We start from the raw sequence: 17,620 nt of genomic DNA, 5'->3' as shown, positions 1-17,620 counted from the left end.
TATCATTAGCCCGACTCGCCCGAGTCGGGCTATTTTTTTCCGGGGTGGTTATCAGACCCGACGGCCACCCAGAATGCAACGAATTTGGAGCCATTCATGACCGTAAAACGAATGCAAGACCAGGACCTGTCCGGAAAGCGCGTACTGATCCGCGAGGACCTCAACGTCCCGATTCGCGATGGCAAAATCACCAGCACCGTGCGCCTGGACGGCGCCGTGCCCACGATCAAGAAAGCCCTGGGAATGGGCGCCAAGGTCATGGTGATGTCCCACCTGGGGCGTCCGGAAGAGGGCCAGTTCAGCGAGGAAGACTCCCTGGCACTGGTCGCCAAGGCGCTGGGCGAGTCTCTGGGTAAAGACGTCCCCCTGATCCGCGACTGGGTTGATGGTGTGGATATGGGCGACAGCGACGTAGTGTTGCTGGAGAATGTACGCTTCAATAAGGGCGAGAAGGCCAACGACGACGAGCTGGCCAAGAAAATGGCCAAGCTGTGCGACGTGTTTGTGATGGACGCCTTCGGCACCGCACACCGCGCCCAGGCCTCTACTCACGGTGTGGCCAAGTACGCGCCCGTCGCCTGCGCCGGTCCGCTGTTGGCCAACGAGCTGGACGCGTTGGGCAAGGTGCTGGATAACCCGGAGCGCCCGCTGGTGTCCATCGTGGGGGGTGCCAAGGTCTCGTCCAAGTTGAGCGTGCTGGACTCGCTGTCCAAGATCTCCGACACCCTGGTGGTCGGTGGCGGCATCTCCAACACCTTTGTGGCCGCGGCCGGTTACGAAGTGGGTAACTCCCTGCACGAGAAAGACCTGATCCCCGAAGCGCAGCGTCTGACCAACACCACCGAAGTGATCTACGCCACTGACGTGCGTACCACCACGGCCGGGTTTGATGATTGGGCCAATGATACGCCGACCGAAGTGAAGAAGGTCGATCAGATCGGCGCCGATGAAGAAATCATCGACTACGGTCCGGAAACCGCGGCGCGCGTGGCGGAGATCATCAAGAACGCCAAAACCATTCTGTGGAATGGTCCCTGTGGTGTGTTCGAGTTTGATGCCTTTGCCAAGGGCACCAAAGTCGTGGCCGACGCCATCGCCGAGAGCAGCGCCTTCTCCGTCGCCGGCGGCGGTGACACTCTGGCGGCCATCGACAAGTGGAACCTGGCGGACAAGATCTCCTACATCTCCACCGGTGGTGGCGCCTTCCTGGAGTTTGTCGAAGGTAAAGTATTGCCGGCTGTAGAGATTCTGGAGCAGCGCGCGAACGATTGATGGTTATCGTCACGCGAAACAAAAAGGCGGCCGCGTAAGCGGGCCGCCTTTTTTGGTGCCGGCGGATCCGCCCTGCACAGAGTCCCGTAGGGCGGATAAGGCCGAAGGCCGCATCCGCCGTTATCCCGTTACCCTCTCGTTCCTCCTCACTTTACAAACGCATCCATCAACGCCATCACATCCCGCGCTTCCGTCATACTGCACGGGTTGTCCCTCTCTCCCTGAAAGTAACGCACCACCTGCTCAATCATCGGTTGCTGAATATGGGGTGGGTTGGGTAAGCGGAAAGTCTGTTCTCCATCTTTATTGAAAAGCCTTAACACCTGCTCCCCAAAAAAATTGATGGTTATCCGCCCCTCGGTGCCGATCACCTCACACAGATCCCGCGCCTCGGATTCCGGCACCGCAAAGTGCCAGCGCCCCTGAAGCACCACGCCACTGTCGAACTCGGCCCAGCCGTGTACACAATCATCGGCCTTGTAGTGACCGCCCTGATTGGTGCCGAACCCGCTCGCCCGGGACACCGGACCGAACCAGTGCAGCATCAGGTCCAATTGATGGGGAGACAGATCGTGAAACAGACCGCCACCGGCAATGGACGGCTCAATGCGCCAGTTCTCTTCAGAGTTGGCGATCAACGCTGAGTCCGCCGGTTGCAGCATATCCAGCCGAACGATCAATGGCCTCCCGATCGCGCCCTCGTCCAGTAACGCCTTCAACTTCATGAAGCTCGGTAAAAACCGCCGGTAGTGAGCCGCGCAAAGCTTGCCGTTTGAGGTGCTCTCGGCCGCAATCATCGCCTCGCACTCGGCCGCGTTGCGCGCGACCGGCTTTTCCACATACACGGATTTTCCAGCGGCCAGTGCGGCAACAGCGTAATCTTTATGACTGGCGGGAGGCGTGGCGATATAAATGGCATCGATATCGGGATCGCTCAGCAGCGCCTCGGCATTGTCGGTCCATTGGGGGACGCCGTGGCGCCGGGCAAAGTCCTCCGCCTTGGCCGCATTGCGGCGCATGACGCTGACCAGCTCCGAGCCTGGCGCCTTCTGAAAGCCCGGCCCGCTTTTGATTTCGCAGACATCGCCGGCGCCGATGATGCCCCAGCGGATAACGGCATTTGAGTTTGACACCTTGACTGACCTCGGTAACTTCATTCGGCCCAAAAGGTTACCTTACAGGGGCCCGGCTCTACCAGCCTATGCTTATGAGATCTTGATTTTCCGAAGGAGCTGCAAAGAGTTCTCGGTCATTCGGCGTTGTGCGACGGCACTGTCCGCGAGTCGGCTGATGGCCGCATCGGTGTCTTCCACCATGCTTACCATGGTTTCCAGCTGTCGGTGTAATTCGCCCGCGCGTTGGCGCTCTTCCCGTGAGCGGCTCTGGAGTCCGTCGGTGACCTGGCGGGCGCGTATGACCGTTTCGTAAATGGTTCCCAGGGCGCCTTCGGCTTGCCGTGACTGTTCCGTACACGCCTGGGCACTGGCCTGCTCGGCCTTGAGCCCCTCGGCGGTTGAGGCCACGGTATGTCGAAGGCGATCGACCAGTGCCTGAATTTCCCCGGTGGCTTGATGGGTGCTGGCTGACAGGCGTCTGACCTCATCCGCCACCACCGCAAAACCACGGCCGTGCTCACCGGCCCGTGCGGCTTCGATGGCGGCGTTCAGGGCCAACAGATTGGTTTGTTCTGCGACGCTCTGGATGGTGTCAACCACAGCGACAATCGAGTCGGCGGCCTGAATCAAGTCTCCCATACTGGCGTCAGACTGAATAACCTGTTGACGCAATGCTTCGACATTTCGAGCCACACTGTCGACCTGGTTGCGTCCTTGTTCGGCCAGTTCTGAGGCTTCCTGTACGGCTGTGCTTACATGGCCGAGTTCACCACCGATACCTTCAAGGGCATTGCTTGTCTGGCTGATTGCAGAATCCAGCGTTGACATCCCTACCCGCTGCTTATCCGCTTCAATCCGGCACTGTGAGCTAATGGCAGCATTGTCCTGTGCGGTTTCGGCGGCGTGCCGGGTTGCGTCATGAACGTCCCCCAGGGTGTCGCGAAGGCTGGCGAACAGCGTCGACAGGCTACGGCTGATGGTACCAATTTCATCTTGACGGTCGGTGGTGAACGCTGCGGTCAGGTCAAGTTCACTGGTTGCCTGATCGATCTGCCGGGTCAGTTGGGTCAGTGGCTGACTGAGTCGGCGGGCAAAGTACCAACCCAGTACGGAGGCAAGCAGTAACAGCAGGGTAGAGGAGATCAGTGCACTTGCCCAGATCTGGGCGCGAAGAGCGTCCAGCTCCGAATACACCTCAGAAGGAGATTGCTGTACTACCAGAGCGAAGTCTTGCTGGCCCAGGCGAACGGGCTGCCAGGCAAACAGTTGCGGTTGCCCGAGACCGTCCTCCAACGTACCAATGCCGCGCTCGCCGGCCAGGGCTGATCGGACCGGCGTCAATTGGCCGACCGGCGCATCGGCATGTTGGCCACGAGGTGTGGTGATTCGCTCCCCCTCAGGGCTGACCAGAAACGCCTGGCCGGTTTCACCGAGACCAAGTCCCTGCCAGTCACCTGCCAGAGTCGTAACGCTGCTGAGTCGGTCTGCCGGGATTTCAGCAACCAGGTAGCCCGTGGGTTGATCCGGACTCAGAGTGTCATGGCTGACACTGATTGCCATATAGATAACGGGTTGGTCGTAGCGGTAGGTGGCCGGTTCAAAACCGGAAATTGCCAGCTCGTCGGGCTTGTCACGTAGCGAGGCGATCAATTTGCTCAATGCGGAGTGCTTGAACGGGCCCTGGCGGAGAGAGGTGCCCAAGTGAGGCCCCTTGCGCACCGCGTAGACAATCCGTTCGCCTTGGCGATCCACCAGCATGAGGTCATTGAAGCCAAAGCGTTGGCGAAGATCGCGAAAGCTGGGATGATACTTTTTGTGCTGTTGTCCGTAAATCGTACCGTCCTGGGCATCTACCAATCGTTCCGGTTCGGTCAGCCCCTGTGGGTTGGTTACCAGATAATGGCGCTGTAGCAACTGTGCCTCATAGGTCATGCCGTCCAGCCAAGAGTGTATGGGGGCATTGCTTCCTGTGATGCGCCGGTATTGAGAGGCAAACCGGTCTTGGTACCAGCCTTGCAGCTCATCTCTCAGGGCTTCCTCTGGCGTGTAGGGCACTTCGTATCGGTAGGAGTCAAAGGGGCGAACAAAACCGTAGAGTGCTTCCTGAGTCATCCGGTTGTGAGCAAGCGCCTGGAGCAGGTCGCGGTACCCGTCAAAGAGCTGCCTGATGGCATCTTCACGGCTGGTGGCAATGGTCTGAAACTGCCGGGTCAGTGAGTGCTCAATCGCCTGGGAGCTTTTGGTCAAGGCAAGCCAGCCAGTGATGCCGGTGGAGCTTACGACGGATAAAGTGGTCAGAAGTAAGGCGCCCAACATAAGGCGGCGGGAGATGGTCATAGGCATCCTCTCTCATAACAGCGGGCAGAGTAAGAACAAAACATGACAGTTTTAAGACTATTGTTGATATTCGCGCCATTTGCAGAGGGCGAGCACTGCTATGATTCACACGACTCTGCCGACCACGCACAATCCACGAACAGGATAAGACCATGACCAATACCGAATGGCCCAAGACCCCCGAATCCAACCTAGAATGTCCTAAGGTCGATGGTCGCTACCAGATTCAGACCGTGACTCCACGGGTGGCGGACGTGGGCGGCATTCCGGTGAACCGGATTCTGCCGCGCCGACAGCGGCGCACCATCGGCGCCTGGTGCTTTCTCGATCACGCCGGACCCAGCCGTTTTCCGGAGGATGCCCCCGGCTTTCGGGTCGGGCCCCACCCGCACATCGGGTTGCAGACCTTTACCTGGATGATTCAGGGGGAGGTGTTGCACCGGGACAGTCTCGGCAGTGAGCAGGTGATTCGCCCGGGGCAGGTCAACCTGATGACTGCGGGTCACGGCATTGCCCATACCGAAGAGGCCACGGGTCCCGAGCCGATGATGCACGCCGCTCAGTTATGGATAGCCTTGCCCAAAGCGCACAAAGATACGGTACCGCGGTTTGATCACTACCCGGAGTTGCCTCGCTGGCAGGAGCGGGATGTCGAGGCGACGCTGCTGGTGGGCGAGTACGCCGGCCGTCAAGCACCCACGCTCAGTTTCAGTCCGCTGGTCGCGGTGGAATTTCTGGCGGAGCAGGCCGGTGATCTGACGCTGAGTTTGCGACCTGACTTCGAATACGGTCTGGTCGCCCTTGAGGGCGATATTCAGGTGGAGGGTGAAGCGTTTGCCGCCAACCACCTCGCGTATATCGGTGGTGGTCGCGATGAAGTACGCGTCCATTTGACGGCGGGTACCCGCCTGCTGATGCTGGGCGGAGAGCCACTGGGGGAAGAAATTCTGATCTGGTGGAACTTCGTCGGGCACAGCCGGGAGGAGATCACCGAGGCTCAGGATGAGTGGGAAACGGGCAGTGAGCGTTTTGGCAAGGTACCCGGCTACGAGGGTGATCCGCTGCCCGCACCACCGATTCCCTGGAGAACCTGAATGAACCTGTCGTTTATCAAACGTCTGAACGCCATCCAGCGCCTCGGCTATCTGGGGCTCTTGCCTTTTGTGCTCCTGCCGCCCTTGTCCGCTCTGGGCCTGATTGAGACCGGTCAGGCGTTACGCCTGTTTCAACTGTACAGCGCTCTGATTCTGGGCTTTATGGCCGGTGTGCTTTGGCCGGTATTGTACCAGTCGGCACATCCCACGCGCCGGGCGTTAGTGGCGGTGGCTTTCCCGGTCGCGAGCATCGTCGGTTTTGCGTTCCTGCGTCCCCCGGAAGCGCTCGTGCTCCAGGCGGCTCTGTTTTTGGGGTTGCGTCTGTTTGAATATCTGGCGGGCGTGGATCGCCAGTACCCGGCGCGATATCCCCAACTGCGCTGGCAGTTGACCGCAGTGGTGGTGTTTATGCACCTGCTTTATGCGCTTGTCTGGTAGCGATATTGACGGAATTGACTGGGTTTCATGCCCTTATACGACTATTTGTGCGCGTTAGTGATTTATAATGTGTGAATTGGTTCGCATTTTGAGCGTAATGTAATACAAGTTAGCGGAAAACTCTTGTAGGTTCATGGTTCCCGACCTGAGTGGGGTTGGCAGTCCTCACATGCGGTATCTCTCGTCGGACCGACGCGTCAGCGTCTCCACCATAACGGCAATAAAAACTGGAGAGAATCTATGTTCCTATCTCGTCTGCGGCGCTCGCCGCTGGTTGTTCTGTTGTTTCTGATATTCCTGTCGCCCAGCCTCTGGGCGGACGCCGAAGTGACCCGCACCAATGGCAATTGGTTGGCTCGGGTGGATGGCAATACGGTGTATGACGGTTCCCGCTATTTCGATGCGATCAACGCCGCGATCAACAATATGGGCTCCGGTACGGTCAATATTCGCAACTCCGGCGATAGTGGCCCCGATGGGGGCAATGTCTACTCCATCCGGCCCCGTGCCGGTCAGACACTGGATTTTCACGGACACACCGTCAATGCCAACGGCGGCGATCTGGTGGTGCCGGTGTACTGTGATCGTCGCGACAACATCACGGTACGCAACCTGCACGTGACCGGTAATCCGCGCTACGGTATCTGGTTCCGGGGATGCTCTCATGTGACCCTGGAAAACATCACCATGGACCTGAGCAACAACAGCCCGGTCGGGCTGGGCATCCGGGTGGACGATTCCACCGGCTCGGCAACTGACCTGACCATTGCGGGCAATATCAACATCAATGGAGCCAAGGGCCATGGGGTGGAAACCTACGGGATTGACGGTTTCACCATCGGCGATGTGACGGTCACCAACAACGGGGGCTGCGGCCTGCTGCTGAACAATTCCCGCAACGGCACCGTGGGCAATGTGACCGGCCACTACAACAATCAGGGGGGTGGTTATGCGACCTTCCGGGTGGCCAACAATAACGGCCCCAATGTCAGCGTGCAGAGTGTTTACTCGCGCAACTCCGGACGGGGCTTTTTCAGCGTCTCGGACAGCCATGGCACCACCGTCAACTATGTGGACATTGCCGATACCACCTCACACGGCATTTTTCTGGAAGACGCTTCAGATACCCATGTGTTGAGCGGCTCGGTCTCCAACGGCAACCCCAACTGCCAGTTGGTGCGCACCGATAGCTCCAGTATCAATGTGTCCGGCTGCGACAGTGTCGGTACGGCGCCCGGTGGTGGTTCAGGGGGTGGCAATAACGGCACCGTGGATGGCATCTACCGCATTGTGCCGGTGCACAGCGGCAAGACCCTGGACGTGGCCAATTGCGGCACCGGAAACGGTACCAATGTGCAGCAGTGGAGCTGGCTGAACAACGATTGCCAAAAGTGGGATATCTCCCCGGTCGATGGCGATTACCACCGCATTTCGCCACTCAATGCCTCGAGCCGGGCTTTGGATGTGGAGGGGTTGTCGACCGACAATGGCGCGAACCTGATGCTCTGGGAGTATCTTGGGGGCCACAACCAGCAGTTCCGTTTTCAGAGTGCGGGCGAAGGTCGCTGGCGCATCATTGGCCGGCAGAGCGAGAAGTGCCTGGACGTGGAGGCCCGCAGTCAGGGGGATGGGGCCAATATCGTTCAGTGGACCTGCAGTGCCGATAGCACCAATCAGCAGTTTGAGTTGATCCGGCAGTAGTGTTCGAGTAACGGCGGATGCGGGCTGCGGCCCTTATCCGCCCTACGCGGACCACGGCAGCATCTGTAGGGCGGATCGGTTCGACGTATCGGAGCGAAGCGCATCCGCCGTTAACTTTCCTGAATATCCCTGTAAACACCCAACCAAACCGCCACGGATTTAAAGCGCCGCACTACCCATCGCTCCATCATCCACAAGGCAATCAACGACAACCCCACCACCGGCAACAACACACCCAGCAGCAGGACTAGGCCTCCGATCACTTTTCCGGTGTGGGCTTCCACAGGCTTGGGCGCACCCAGTCGTTTTTCGGGGCGTCGTCGCCACCACATCACTGCGCCGGACACGCACACCGTGATCAACCCCAGGGCCGTCAGTAATCCCAACAGTTGATTCAACCAGCCGAATAAATGCCCTTCGTGCGCCGCAATGCCGATTCCAATGGCTTTATCCAGTGCGCCTTTCTCTGAAAAGCCGTTGCTCTCAATCAGTTCGCCAGTGTCGGAATCCAGCCAGGCGGTTTGGCGCAGCGGGCGGTTCTGGTGCTGAGAAGCCACTTTCCAGTGGTGTCGTTGGTGGTCCCAGGACAGCTCCACGGGAGGGGCAAATTCAAGCGCTCGAGCCTGCTGCCATACCTTGGTGGTGGGCAAGGGTGTGTCATATGAGGTGCGATCGCCATGAGAGTGGCTGCTGATTCGCCAGCTATGTTCCGTTGGCCCGCTTGCAAGCTGGCGCAGCTCCTTGAACGCGCTGCCCCACACCTGACTCCAGGGCAGGGCGGTGATCAGCAGGAAGAAGGTCAGCCCTACCAGCCAGAAGCCGATCACCGCGTGCAGGTCCCGCCAGAACGTGCGCCCGCCCTTACGCAGTCGGGGATAGAGTACGCCGCCCAGGCCTTTCTGGCCTCGGGGCCACCAGAGGTAGACGCCGGTCATCAACAGCACAAAGGCCCAGCAGGCGGCGAGCTCCACCAGTATTGAACCGGCGGTGCCGATCAACAGTTCGCCGTGCAGATTTTTTACCCAGGCAGTCAAGCGTCGGTCCGGATTATTGGCCTGCAACACCTCGCCGGTGGCGGGATGCACGTACAGATGTATGGTTTCACCGCCTTGCCGAATCAGTAATCGGTGTGCGTCCTGGGTATTGGCGGTTACCCGTATGTTGACCAGCATGGCGTCGGGGTAGGCCACCAGCGCGTGTTCGATCTGTTTCTCAATGGGCAAAGCTTTCCCGGCAGTGGCTAGGTTCCGAAAGTCCCGCTCAGCCCAGTGGTCCAGTTGCGGCTTGAACAGATAGATACCGCCGGTAACCGACAGTATGACCACAAAGGGGATGCAGAACAGACCCGCGTAAAAGTGCCAGCGCCACAGGGTTCGGTACCAGTGCCCGGCTCTGGCAGTGCTCCGCTGATGGTGGGACTCTTTGTCGGGAAAGGTGGCTTGGTTCATTGTGGGGGAGCCTCATTCAACGTCAGTGCCAATCGTAGGAGAAGCTGGCATATACCGTTCGACCGGGCCAGGGGTGTGCCACGTAGGCGCGTTCGTCGGTGACGTTATCCAGGCCCAGGCTGAAACCCCAGTGGTCGTCCAATTGATAGCGGGTCTTCAGGCCAATAAAGATGTAGCCGTCCTGGGCACCGTAGACACCCTTCTCAGTGTCGCTGTTGTCCAGGCTACCGAAGCTGTCGCTGGCGTATTGGATATTGGCGTTTACCTGCCAGTCGGCGCTCAGGTGATAACTGGCAAGCAGGTTGCCACGCCAGCGCGGCATGCGTGGAAAGGTGTTGCCCTCGAGGTCCGGGTTAGGTTCGTTGTCGGTGACTTCCGAGCGGGTGTAGGTAAGGTTGAAACGCCAATCCAGTTGTGGGTGCCAGAGACCCTGCAGGTCTGCGATCCACTCGGCGCCCCAGGTTTCCACTTCGTCGATGGGCACGAAGGTGCGCACCGAGCCTCCGCCCGGCAACAGTTCTGTCTGGGATTCGATCACGTCCTTCACGTTTTCCTGGAACAGGTTGAGGCGCATCAGGCCGTTGGTCAGGTGCCGCTCCAGCATCAGGTTGTGGTGCACGCCGTCCTCCGGTTTCAGTTCCGGGTTGGCTTCACTGACCGCGTTGTACGCTTGGTACTGGCTGAACAATTCCTCCACGATGGGGAAGCGATAGGCCCGGGCTAGAGAGTAGCGCAGTTGCCAGTCGTTGTTCGGCGTGAACCCGAGGGAAAACTTGGGCGATACGCGCTGACGGCTGTTGTCCGGCACCGGAGTGAGATCCAACGCCGGGGTGTCGGGCTGGTCGTTGGAGAAATAGCCGTTGTCACTTCGCCAGTCTTCGTAGCGCAATCCCAATGTACTATCCCATCGGGGATGGAACTGCCAGGCGGCCTGGGCGTAGAAGGCGTCGATGCGGGTTTCTCCCCCGCTGCGGCTGGTGGCTTCGGTTTTCTCGCCCGCGCGGTAATCGTCGGAGTCGTAAACATTGAGGTTCAATTCGTAGGCTTCGGTGCGGGCGCCGGTCACCAGGGACAGGCCTTCGGTCAGCCAGTTTTCCGCGCGCAGTTTGACTTCTGCTGTCCGCCAGCCGGTATCGCCGTAGTCGCTGACCTGGCCGGCGGGCGAGGCCTCGGGGTGCGCCGGGTTGACCGCCGACGCCCGGCTTTCATCCCGCAGGATGGTGAAATGACTCAGGCTGGTTTCCAGGGAGACGTCTTCTGTCAGGTCACCCTGCAGACGCCAGCCGGTGGACAGGGTATCCCGCTCCATGGCGCTGACGTTCAGGCGCGAGGCGGGCATGGAGAAGGCGGCGCCGTTCTGCACCAGGTCGCCACCCCAGACGAGGTCGCCATTGGTATCGGTCACATAGCTGTTGGCATCGTCGGTGCGGGACAGGCGATCCTCATAAGCCACATTGAGCAGGGTGGACCAGTGTGTCCAATCGTAGCCGAGCTTGAGCTTGAGGTTGTCGGTGGTGGTGTTGATCACCCCGGTGTCCCCGAAAAACAGTCGCTCGTTGCCCTCACTGTCCAACCCCCGGATGGCGCCGCTGACCGGCTGGGGCGTGGGATTATTGGTGCCGCCGCCGTAGTAATAGGACTGGGGCTGGGCCTCATTGTCCAGGTGGTTGTAGGACAGATAAACGCTCAGATCGCCGAAGCGGTCGCCATAGGAGGCAAAACCTTTGTAGCCGTTCAGGGAATCGTCAAACCCGTAGGCGTCGAAACCCTGGGAGAAAACACTGCCGTCGATGCGGATGCGGCGGGATTCGGGGATGGCGGTTTCAATGTTGATCACCCCGCCCATAGCGTTGCCGCTGTACTCCGCGGAAAAGGGGCCGTAGAGCAACTCCACCTGGGCGATCTCGCTGGCGGACACCAGGGTCCAGCGGGGCGAGCCGCTCCAGCGCGACTCCAGCAGGTAGTGCAGCGGAACACCGTCGGCAAAGACCATCGAGCGGGCGGTCTGGAACATGTTGGAGCCGCGTATGCCCAGGGTGCCGTTGGCGTCGCCGATAAACCGGCGCCGCACCACCAGGCTGGGTTCGAATTTCACCAGGTCCTCGGTGGTGGTGATATTGATACCCCGGATATCCTCCGGGCCAATGGTGTGGCTTGGGCCGGTGGTCTGGTGTTCGCTGCCGCGCCCTCGCTCACCCCAGACCCGCACCTCCTCCGTGGCCAGTTCCCCCGGCGCATGATCCGCGCCGGCAGACGGTGCCAGTAGCCCCGCCAGACTCAGCCCCAGGAGGTTATGCTTTCCCAACAATGACATGACCACTGGCCTCCGCTTTGTTCGTATTGATCCGCTGTGCGCGCAAGCTTAAGGTAGACGGACGCCGGCGCACAGTGACAAATTGTCGCAGCCGCGAAGTGATTGAATGCTTCCCGTCACCTGCAACCTTTTTCTGATTGATCCGTAACTTGCGGAGACTCAATCTGAAAAGGAGTGCGACCCATGACAGTCTCCAATTTATTCCGACTTCTGATTTTCTGGTGTGCCGTGACCCTGACTCTGACCGCCTGTGGCGGTGGAGGTGGTGGCTACGGTGACGGCAACGGGAATGGCAACGGCAACGGGTACAGCAGCAGTAGTAGCAGTAGCAATGGCACGGTGGATGACCCAGGGCCGACGCCACTGCAGACGACGGTGACGCTTATTGGCGGTACCTATGTGGCCGATGGTAATGCCCGCGTGTTGTACGACGACGGCGGCACTTTTATGGAAGAAAACCGCGAGCTGGATGGCATGACGCTGTACACCTTCGATATGGATAACCCCGGTGAGTCGGCCTGCAATAATGTCGACTGTGTGGAGGCCTGGCCGCCGCTGCTGACCACTGACGATTCGGTGGTGGAGCCGCCCCTGTCCACCGTGGAGCGGGACGATGGCAGCACCCAGTGGGCGCTGCGCGGCGAACCGCTGTATTTCTACGCCGGTGACAGCCAGCCCGGCGATATCAATGGCGAGGGCGTCAACGATCTCTGGCGGGTGGCAGTTACCGAACCGGCCCGGCTCAGTGATGAAATGAGCAATACCGATGAAGGGCGCTATTTTACCGCCACCGGTGAGGTTGCCGTGGGTATCCCCGAAACCGACGGCGAGACCGATGTGTTTGTCGCCGAAAAACAGAATCGGCACGGCTACACCCTGTATACCTTTGCCATGGACCCGTCGGGAGAATCCGTCTGCAATGGTCAATGCCTGGCCAATTGGCCGCCGCTGTTGGCCGAGCAGAACGATGTGGCCGAGCCGCCCTTCAGCCTGATCGAACGGGCTATGGACACCGAGGGGGCCACGGCCATGCAATGGGCCTATCAGGGCATGCCCTTGTACTTCTTTGTCGGCGATACCCAGGCTGGGGATGTCAATGGTGCCGCCATCGAGAACTGGGAGCTGGCGCGCCCACTGCCCTGGCTGATTCAGGACACATCGCGGGGTTCCGCTTATGTCGGCGCCGGACTGCTGCTGCAGGCCACGCCCGATGGTATGGCGGAGCAGACCGACGCGGTCGCCGCTCATGGCATGTCCCTCTATACCTTCGATAATGATGAACCGGGTGTCTCCAACTGCGCCGACAGTTGCCTGGACGCCTGGCCCGCGCTGATCGCTCATGACGGTGCCGAAGCGGTCGCGCCGTTCAGTCTGGTGGAACGCGGTTCCGGGGAACAGCAGTGGGCCCTGCACGGCATGCCGCTGTACTTCTTCAGCGGGGATTCCGAGCCCGGAGATGTCAGTGGCGACGAAGTCAACGACCTCTGGCGCCTTGCCCGGATTCCACCGGTGGCAGTCAACACCCATCCCGATGAAGGTGCGCTGTTTGTTGCTTGGGGCATGTTGGTGGACGCCAATGGCGACCCGGACAACGAGCGGCACGGATTCACGCTCTATACCTTCTCCGAAGATACCGACGGCCAGTCCAATTGTACGGGCAGTTGCCTGGATGTCTGGCCCGCCTTATATGCACCAGCGGACGCCCGCGACTTCGGTGACTTCAGCGTGATCGAGCACCCGGAGGGCGGCTTCCAGTGGCGCTATCAGGAGGAGCCCCTTTACTTCTACGCGGGCGACAGCGCACCGGGAGATGCCAACGGCGATATTACCGATGGCTTCGGTACCTGGTTCTTCGCAACGCCGTAACAGGGAGGCGCGGTCATGAAGCGAGTATCACTGTGTCTCCTGCTCGCCGGTCTGTTGACCGGCTGTGGGGCCGGGTCCGGGGAGGGACTGGACGAGCAGGGTCTACCCTCGGATGACAACGGCACCGGCGGCAATGACACGCCGCCGGTGCCGGGCAGCCTGGCCCAGCTACAGGCGGATATCTTCAGCCCCATTTGCGCCCAGTGCCACACCGGTGGCGCGGCGCCGGAGGGCCTGCGGCTGGACTCCGAGCAGAACAGTTACGATTCTCTGGTCAACCAGCCCTCCGGTCAGCAGCCTTCAGTGCTGCGCGTAGCGCCGGGAGACCCGGAGGCGAGCTACCTGCTGCGTAAACTGGAAGGGGCCGACGGCATCGATGGCGGGCAAATGCCTCTGGGCATGAGTCCGCTCAGTGCCACCCGCATTGCCCAGGTGCGCGACTGGATTGAAAACGGTGCACCCCGGGAAGGTGTAGGTGATGCACCCACCAGCGTTTCCCTGCAGGGCCATCAGTCTGAACAGCGTGTTGTGACGCTTCGCTTCAGCCGGGCGATCTCTTCCGAGTCGCTGTCCGATGCCGTGCAGGTCTATTTCCATCGTGATGGTCAACGTGTTCTGGCATCGCCGGAGCAGTATGCGCTGAGTCTGCAGGACGGACAGCAACTGCGGATTCACTGGTACTTACCGGACTACCCGGTCACGGCCGCCGAGTTTGTCGTGAATGACCCCGCTGTCGCCACCCTGCTGGATCAACAACACCGTGTGCTGGACGGTGACCGAGACCGAACCGAAGGAGGGTTGTTCCGCCATGAAATCTCATTCTAGTGTGATTCGTTTACTGTTCCTCGGGGCACTGCTGGCGGTACCTTCGATACTGAGTGCTGAGCCCTATCTGGCCGTGCGCACAGGGCAACCCTGTGCCGCCTGCCACGTCAATCCCAGTGGTGGCGGTCTGCGTTCCAGTTACGGCGCTTACTACGGTACGCATGAGCTGCCTGCTCAGCCGGGTGCCATGGAGGCGTTCGACGGGGGCCAGGTCAATGACAGCCTGCGCCTGGGCACCGACCTGCGCTTCAGCGCCACCCAGATGGACTTCGACGGTGATGAAGCCGGCGATGCTCGCAGCTTTAGTACCCAGACCGGGCAGTTGTATCTGGCGTTCCAGCCCAAGGATTCACCGGTCATGTTGTACCTGGATCAGCAACTGCTGCCCGGGGGCGGTCGTAATCGGGAGGCCTTCGTCATGATGCGCCTTGGCGATCACAGCGTGAAGGCGGGCAATCTGATGCTGCCCTTCGGGTTGCGGCTGGAGGATGACAGCGCCTTTGTTCGCCAGGCGTCCGGGTTCAATTTCAATAACAGTGATCAGGGCGTCGAGTTGGGGTTGAACTTCGACCGGCTCCGCGTCGATGTAGCGCTCAGCAACGGCAGCAACAGCCAGAACAACGATGATCGGAATTTTCAGTACCTGACCCGGGGGGAATACGTGACCCGCCATTGGCGTGCCGGTGGCAGCTACGTGTTGAATGATGCCGACATTGGGCAACGCGAGCTGGCCAGCCTGTTTGGCGGTTTCACTTTCGGTGGCTACGGGGTGCTGCTGGAGCTCAGTCGCATTGAGGACGAGTCGGTCACCAATCGGCCGGGCATTGCCCAGGTGCAGGAGGTGAGTCTGGTGGAACTCAACCGGGAACTGGCCAAGGGCTATAACCTGAAGCTGACCACCGAATGGTTGGACCCGGATACCGCCATCGACGAAAACGAACGCACTCGCCATTCACTCCTGCTGGAATATACCCCCTACGCCAGTGTACAGCTGCGCGGTGGAATCCGCGTCGGCGAGGATATTCCCCAGCGTGAAACGGGTAACTTCACCCAGGGGTTTGTGCAGCTGCATTTTTACTATTGAAGTTGGTTTGCATCTCGGTTTGCCGTTGGATACTCCGACCGTCATTGCGGCGGATGCGACCTTCGGTCTTATCCGCCCTACGTCACCACTGGCACTGAGGGCCGATGCGGGACAAGCCCTTTCAAGACCGTGGAGCGGGGGACCCGCGATTCGAGCCTACATGGACGTATTTACGGCGTGTCTTGAAAGGGCTTGTCCCGCAGCGGCCCGGACTTGACGCTGCACCCGCTGATGAAGAGGTTAAAAGTTGTAGCGATAGTCGAGATAGGCCCACCGCTGGTTGGGCAGGTAAGGGGACGACCCCTGGAAATCGGCGTAACGCAGGGCGACTTCGTGGGGGCGGGCGGGTTTGAGTTGCACTTCAATATTCCATTCTCGGCCGTAGTCCCGGCCGTCGGTCTGGGCGCTGAACCAGTGGTGGCGGACGGAAACTTCCCATGGGTGGGCGCGCCAATTCAGGCGCAGGGAGCTGTCTTTCAGGCCGTCATCGGGCGTGATCGCAAAGACGCCGGCAAACCCCTGAAAGAGGTAAGTGGAACCGATGGGGGTGGTAAAGCCATAGCCCTGGTCTGAACCCAACACTTCGTGGCGTCCCAGCCATTCCCAGGATTGAAAGCCTACTGCCAGTTCCGCCAAGTAATAGTGCGGCTGGGGGCGTCCGGGCAGCTCCGGGCGCTCCTGTCCGGCCACTTCCAGCAGCAGCCGGTAGCGCAGCGGATGCGCCTGGTAGGAAAACCGGTAACGGGCGCCGAGGGTGTCGTTGGACATGCTCGGCTGGTCGCGGTTGTCCACTGCCAGGCCATAAAGCACCAGCTGGGTGTAGTCCCATTCATTGAGTTCCAGCCGGGTCAGATGGCTGTCGTGTCGGTGCTCACCAGCCAAGCTGTAATCGTCGGGGTAATAGCCGGGCGGTTCGTCCGTTTCCGGGTAGGGCGGATAGTCGTGCTCGGACTGGTCCCGACCCCGACCAAAAATGCGGTGGGCCCGGCCAATATAAAGGTATTGCCAGCGGGAGCTCATCAGCAGGCGCCGTTCGAGCGCCAGGGCGTCGAAGGTCTGGTCCTGCTGCCAGAAACTGTCACTGCCCAGAAACCGCTGCTCGTCCCACTCCAGGCGCTGGCGTCCCAGGGTGACTTCGGTTTCCGCACCCCGGTAGCGCAGGGCCAGTTGATTCACTTCGGTGCCGGGCACATCGGGAATCAGGGGCTTGCCGTTCAGGCGTCGGCCGTCGCTGTGGTCGCTCCGCCAGGTGCTGCTGACATGGTCGATCTCCACCAGGCTGGACCACTGTCGGTTCCAGCGGCTGGCCAGGCGCGCGCGCAGCAGCAGGGAGGCCGCCCGCCCCGTTTCACCCGCGACCGAGGCATCCGCCAGGCGGGCCCGGACGCTCACATCGGTCGAATGTTCGGCCGCACCGCAACAGACACTGAACAATAACAGGCTGATCAGGGTAGCCCGGTGCTTACCAGTCATCGGCATTACCGTCATGCAGAATGGTGACCTGGGTCATCCGGTCCATCTCCTCGTACAGTGGATCCGGCATGGGATTTTCCCGCACATCCATATAACGCATGCCCGGCAGATGATGGATGTCGATGTGTTCCATCTCGTTGTCGAACAGGTAGATCTTTTCCAGCGCGGGCAGTGTTTCGTACTCGAATCGCTGCATGCGGTTGGAATTGGCCCGCAGCACCTTCAGTGCCTTCAGGTTTTGCAATGTCAGGGTTCCGAGTTGGTTGCGAAACAGATACAGCTCTTCCAGTCGGGGCAGTTCACGGATCGAAACCTGTTTGAGGTGGTTGCGGGCCAGATTGAGGTGTTTCAGGTGGGGCAGGCCGGATAGCTGGGCCTGCTCAAGGCGGTTGTCATAAAGTGACAGTTTTTCCAGGGCGGTGAAGGCTGACAGATCGCCGATCTGTTCAATACCCGCGCCGTGACACTCGATCGCCGTGACTTCGGCGGGCGAGGACCAGCCGTGCTCCGCCATCAGCGTCTTCACACAGCGGTTGAACGCGGGGTCGGGCACAGGGGCGTCGTCGGCCCACAACAGCGGGTCGACGGCGAGGCTTAACAGCAAAACCGCGCAGTGGCGTGTAAACATACTATCCTTCCGTTGTATTCCGTTA

The 17,620-nt window shown here is 60.2% G+C and carries 13 protein-coding genes; 7 read left to right on the top strand and 6 right to left on the bottom strand.

All coding sequences use genetic code 11. The annotated features are described in order from the left end of the window. Window positions 1-96: 96 nt before the first annotated feature. A complete protein-coding gene (locus EDC38_RS10640) occupies window positions 97-1,272 on the top strand; it encodes a phosphoglycerate kinase (RefSeq protein WP_123638490.1) in 1,176 nt (391 codons plus the stop codon). A 146-nt stretch (window positions 1,273-1,418) separates the two neighbouring features. On the opposite strand, the gene EDC38_RS10635 is transcribed toward EDC38_RS10640, so the two are convergent. Beyond that, entirely contained in the window at window positions 1,419-2,405 is a 987-nt protein-coding gene (locus EDC38_RS10635; RefSeq protein WP_246004381.1) for a Gfo/Idh/MocA family protein, read from the bottom strand. A gap of 72 nt (window positions 2,406-2,477) precedes the next feature. After that, complete coding sequence (locus EDC38_RS10630; protein WP_170162895.1) at window positions 2,478-4,724, bottom strand: methyl-accepting chemotaxis protein; 2,247 nt, start codon at window positions 4,722-4,724, stop codon at window positions 2,478-2,480. 152 nt (window positions 4,725-4,876) lie between these two features. Here EDC38_RS10630 and EDC38_RS10625 point away from each other — a divergent pair, with 152 nt between their 5' ends. The 3 genes from EDC38_RS10625 to EDC38_RS16355 all read left to right on the top strand — a co-directional run bounded on the left by EDC38_RS10625 (window position 4,877) and on the right by EDC38_RS16355 (window position 7,957). Next, window positions 4,877-5,818, top strand: coding sequence for a pirin family protein (locus EDC38_RS10625; protein ID WP_123638487.1), 942 nt, complete (start codon window positions 4,877-4,879; stop codon window positions 5,816-5,818). After that, entirely contained in the window at window positions 5,819-6,256 is a 438-nt protein-coding gene (locus EDC38_RS10620; RefSeq protein ID WP_211331071.1) for a DUF3429 domain-containing protein, read from the top strand. A 240-nt stretch (window positions 6,257-6,496) separates the two neighbouring features. Beyond that, a complete protein-coding gene (locus EDC38_RS16355; protein ID WP_170162894.1) occupies window positions 6,497-7,957 on the top strand; it encodes an RICIN domain-containing protein in 1,461 nt (486 codons plus the stop codon). A 110-nt stretch (window positions 7,958-8,067) separates the two neighbouring features. On the opposite strand, the gene EDC38_RS10610 is transcribed toward EDC38_RS16355, so the two are convergent. Beyond that, window positions 8,068-9,405: a PepSY-associated TM helix domain-containing protein gene (locus EDC38_RS10610; RefSeq protein WP_123638486.1), complete on the bottom strand. Its 1,338-nt coding sequence runs from the start codon at window positions 9,403-9,405 to the stop codon at window positions 8,068-8,070. A gap of 22 nt (window positions 9,406-9,427) precedes the next feature. Further along, the gene (locus EDC38_RS10605) at window positions 9,428-11,719 is read right to left on the bottom strand and encodes a TonB-dependent receptor (RefSeq protein WP_123638485.1); all 2,292 of its coding nucleotides are present in this window, start codon (window positions 11,717-11,719) and stop codon (window positions 9,428-9,430) included. Window positions 11,720-11,902: 183 nt separating this feature from the next. On the opposite strand from EDC38_RS10605, the gene EDC38_RS10600 reads away from it, so the two are divergent. Genes EDC38_RS10600 through EDC38_RS10590 form a run of 3 tightly spaced genes read left to right on the top strand, consistent with a single transcriptional unit; the run spans window position 11,903 to window position 15,494 of the window. Further along, window positions 11,903-13,585: a hypothetical protein gene (locus EDC38_RS10600; RefSeq protein WP_123638484.1), complete on the top strand. Its 1,683-nt coding sequence runs from the start codon at window positions 11,903-11,905 to the stop codon at window positions 13,583-13,585. A 15-nt stretch (window positions 13,586-13,600) separates the two neighbouring features. Further along, the gene (locus EDC38_RS10595) at window positions 13,601-14,410 is read left to right on the top strand and encodes a hypothetical protein (protein ID WP_123638483.1); all 810 of its coding nucleotides are present in this window, start codon (window positions 13,601-13,603) and stop codon (window positions 14,408-14,410) included. Further along, complete coding sequence (locus EDC38_RS10590; RefSeq protein WP_123638482.1) at window positions 14,394-15,494, top strand: hypothetical protein; 1,101 nt, start codon at window positions 14,394-14,396, stop codon at window positions 15,492-15,494. Before EDC38_RS10595 ends, EDC38_RS10590 begins: the two co-directional genes overlap by 17 nt. Before the next feature lie 240 nt (window positions 15,495-15,734). Here the strand turns inward: EDC38_RS10590 and EDC38_RS10585 are convergent, their stop codons facing one another. Continuing rightward, window positions 15,735-16,967 (bottom strand): hypothetical protein, encoded by a 1,233-nt coding sequence (locus tag EDC38_RS10585; RefSeq protein ID WP_123638481.1) that lies wholly within the window; start codon window positions 16,965-16,967, stop codon window positions 15,735-15,737. Beyond that, window positions 16,957-17,595: a leucine-rich repeat domain-containing protein gene (locus EDC38_RS10580; protein WP_123638480.1), complete on the bottom strand. Its 639-nt coding sequence runs from the start codon at window positions 17,593-17,595 to the stop codon at window positions 16,957-16,959. Before EDC38_RS10580 ends, EDC38_RS10585 begins: the two co-directional genes overlap by 11 nt. Window positions 17,596-17,620 lie beyond the last annotated feature (25 nt).

Source organism: Marinimicrobium koreense (assembly GCF_003762925.1).
Lineage (GTDB): Bacteria > Pseudomonadota > Gammaproteobacteria > Pseudomonadales > Cellvibrionaceae > Marinimicrobium > Marinimicrobium koreense.
The sequence above is the reverse complement of the archived record's forward strand: the minus strand, read 5'-3'. Positions and strand labels throughout refer to the sequence as shown.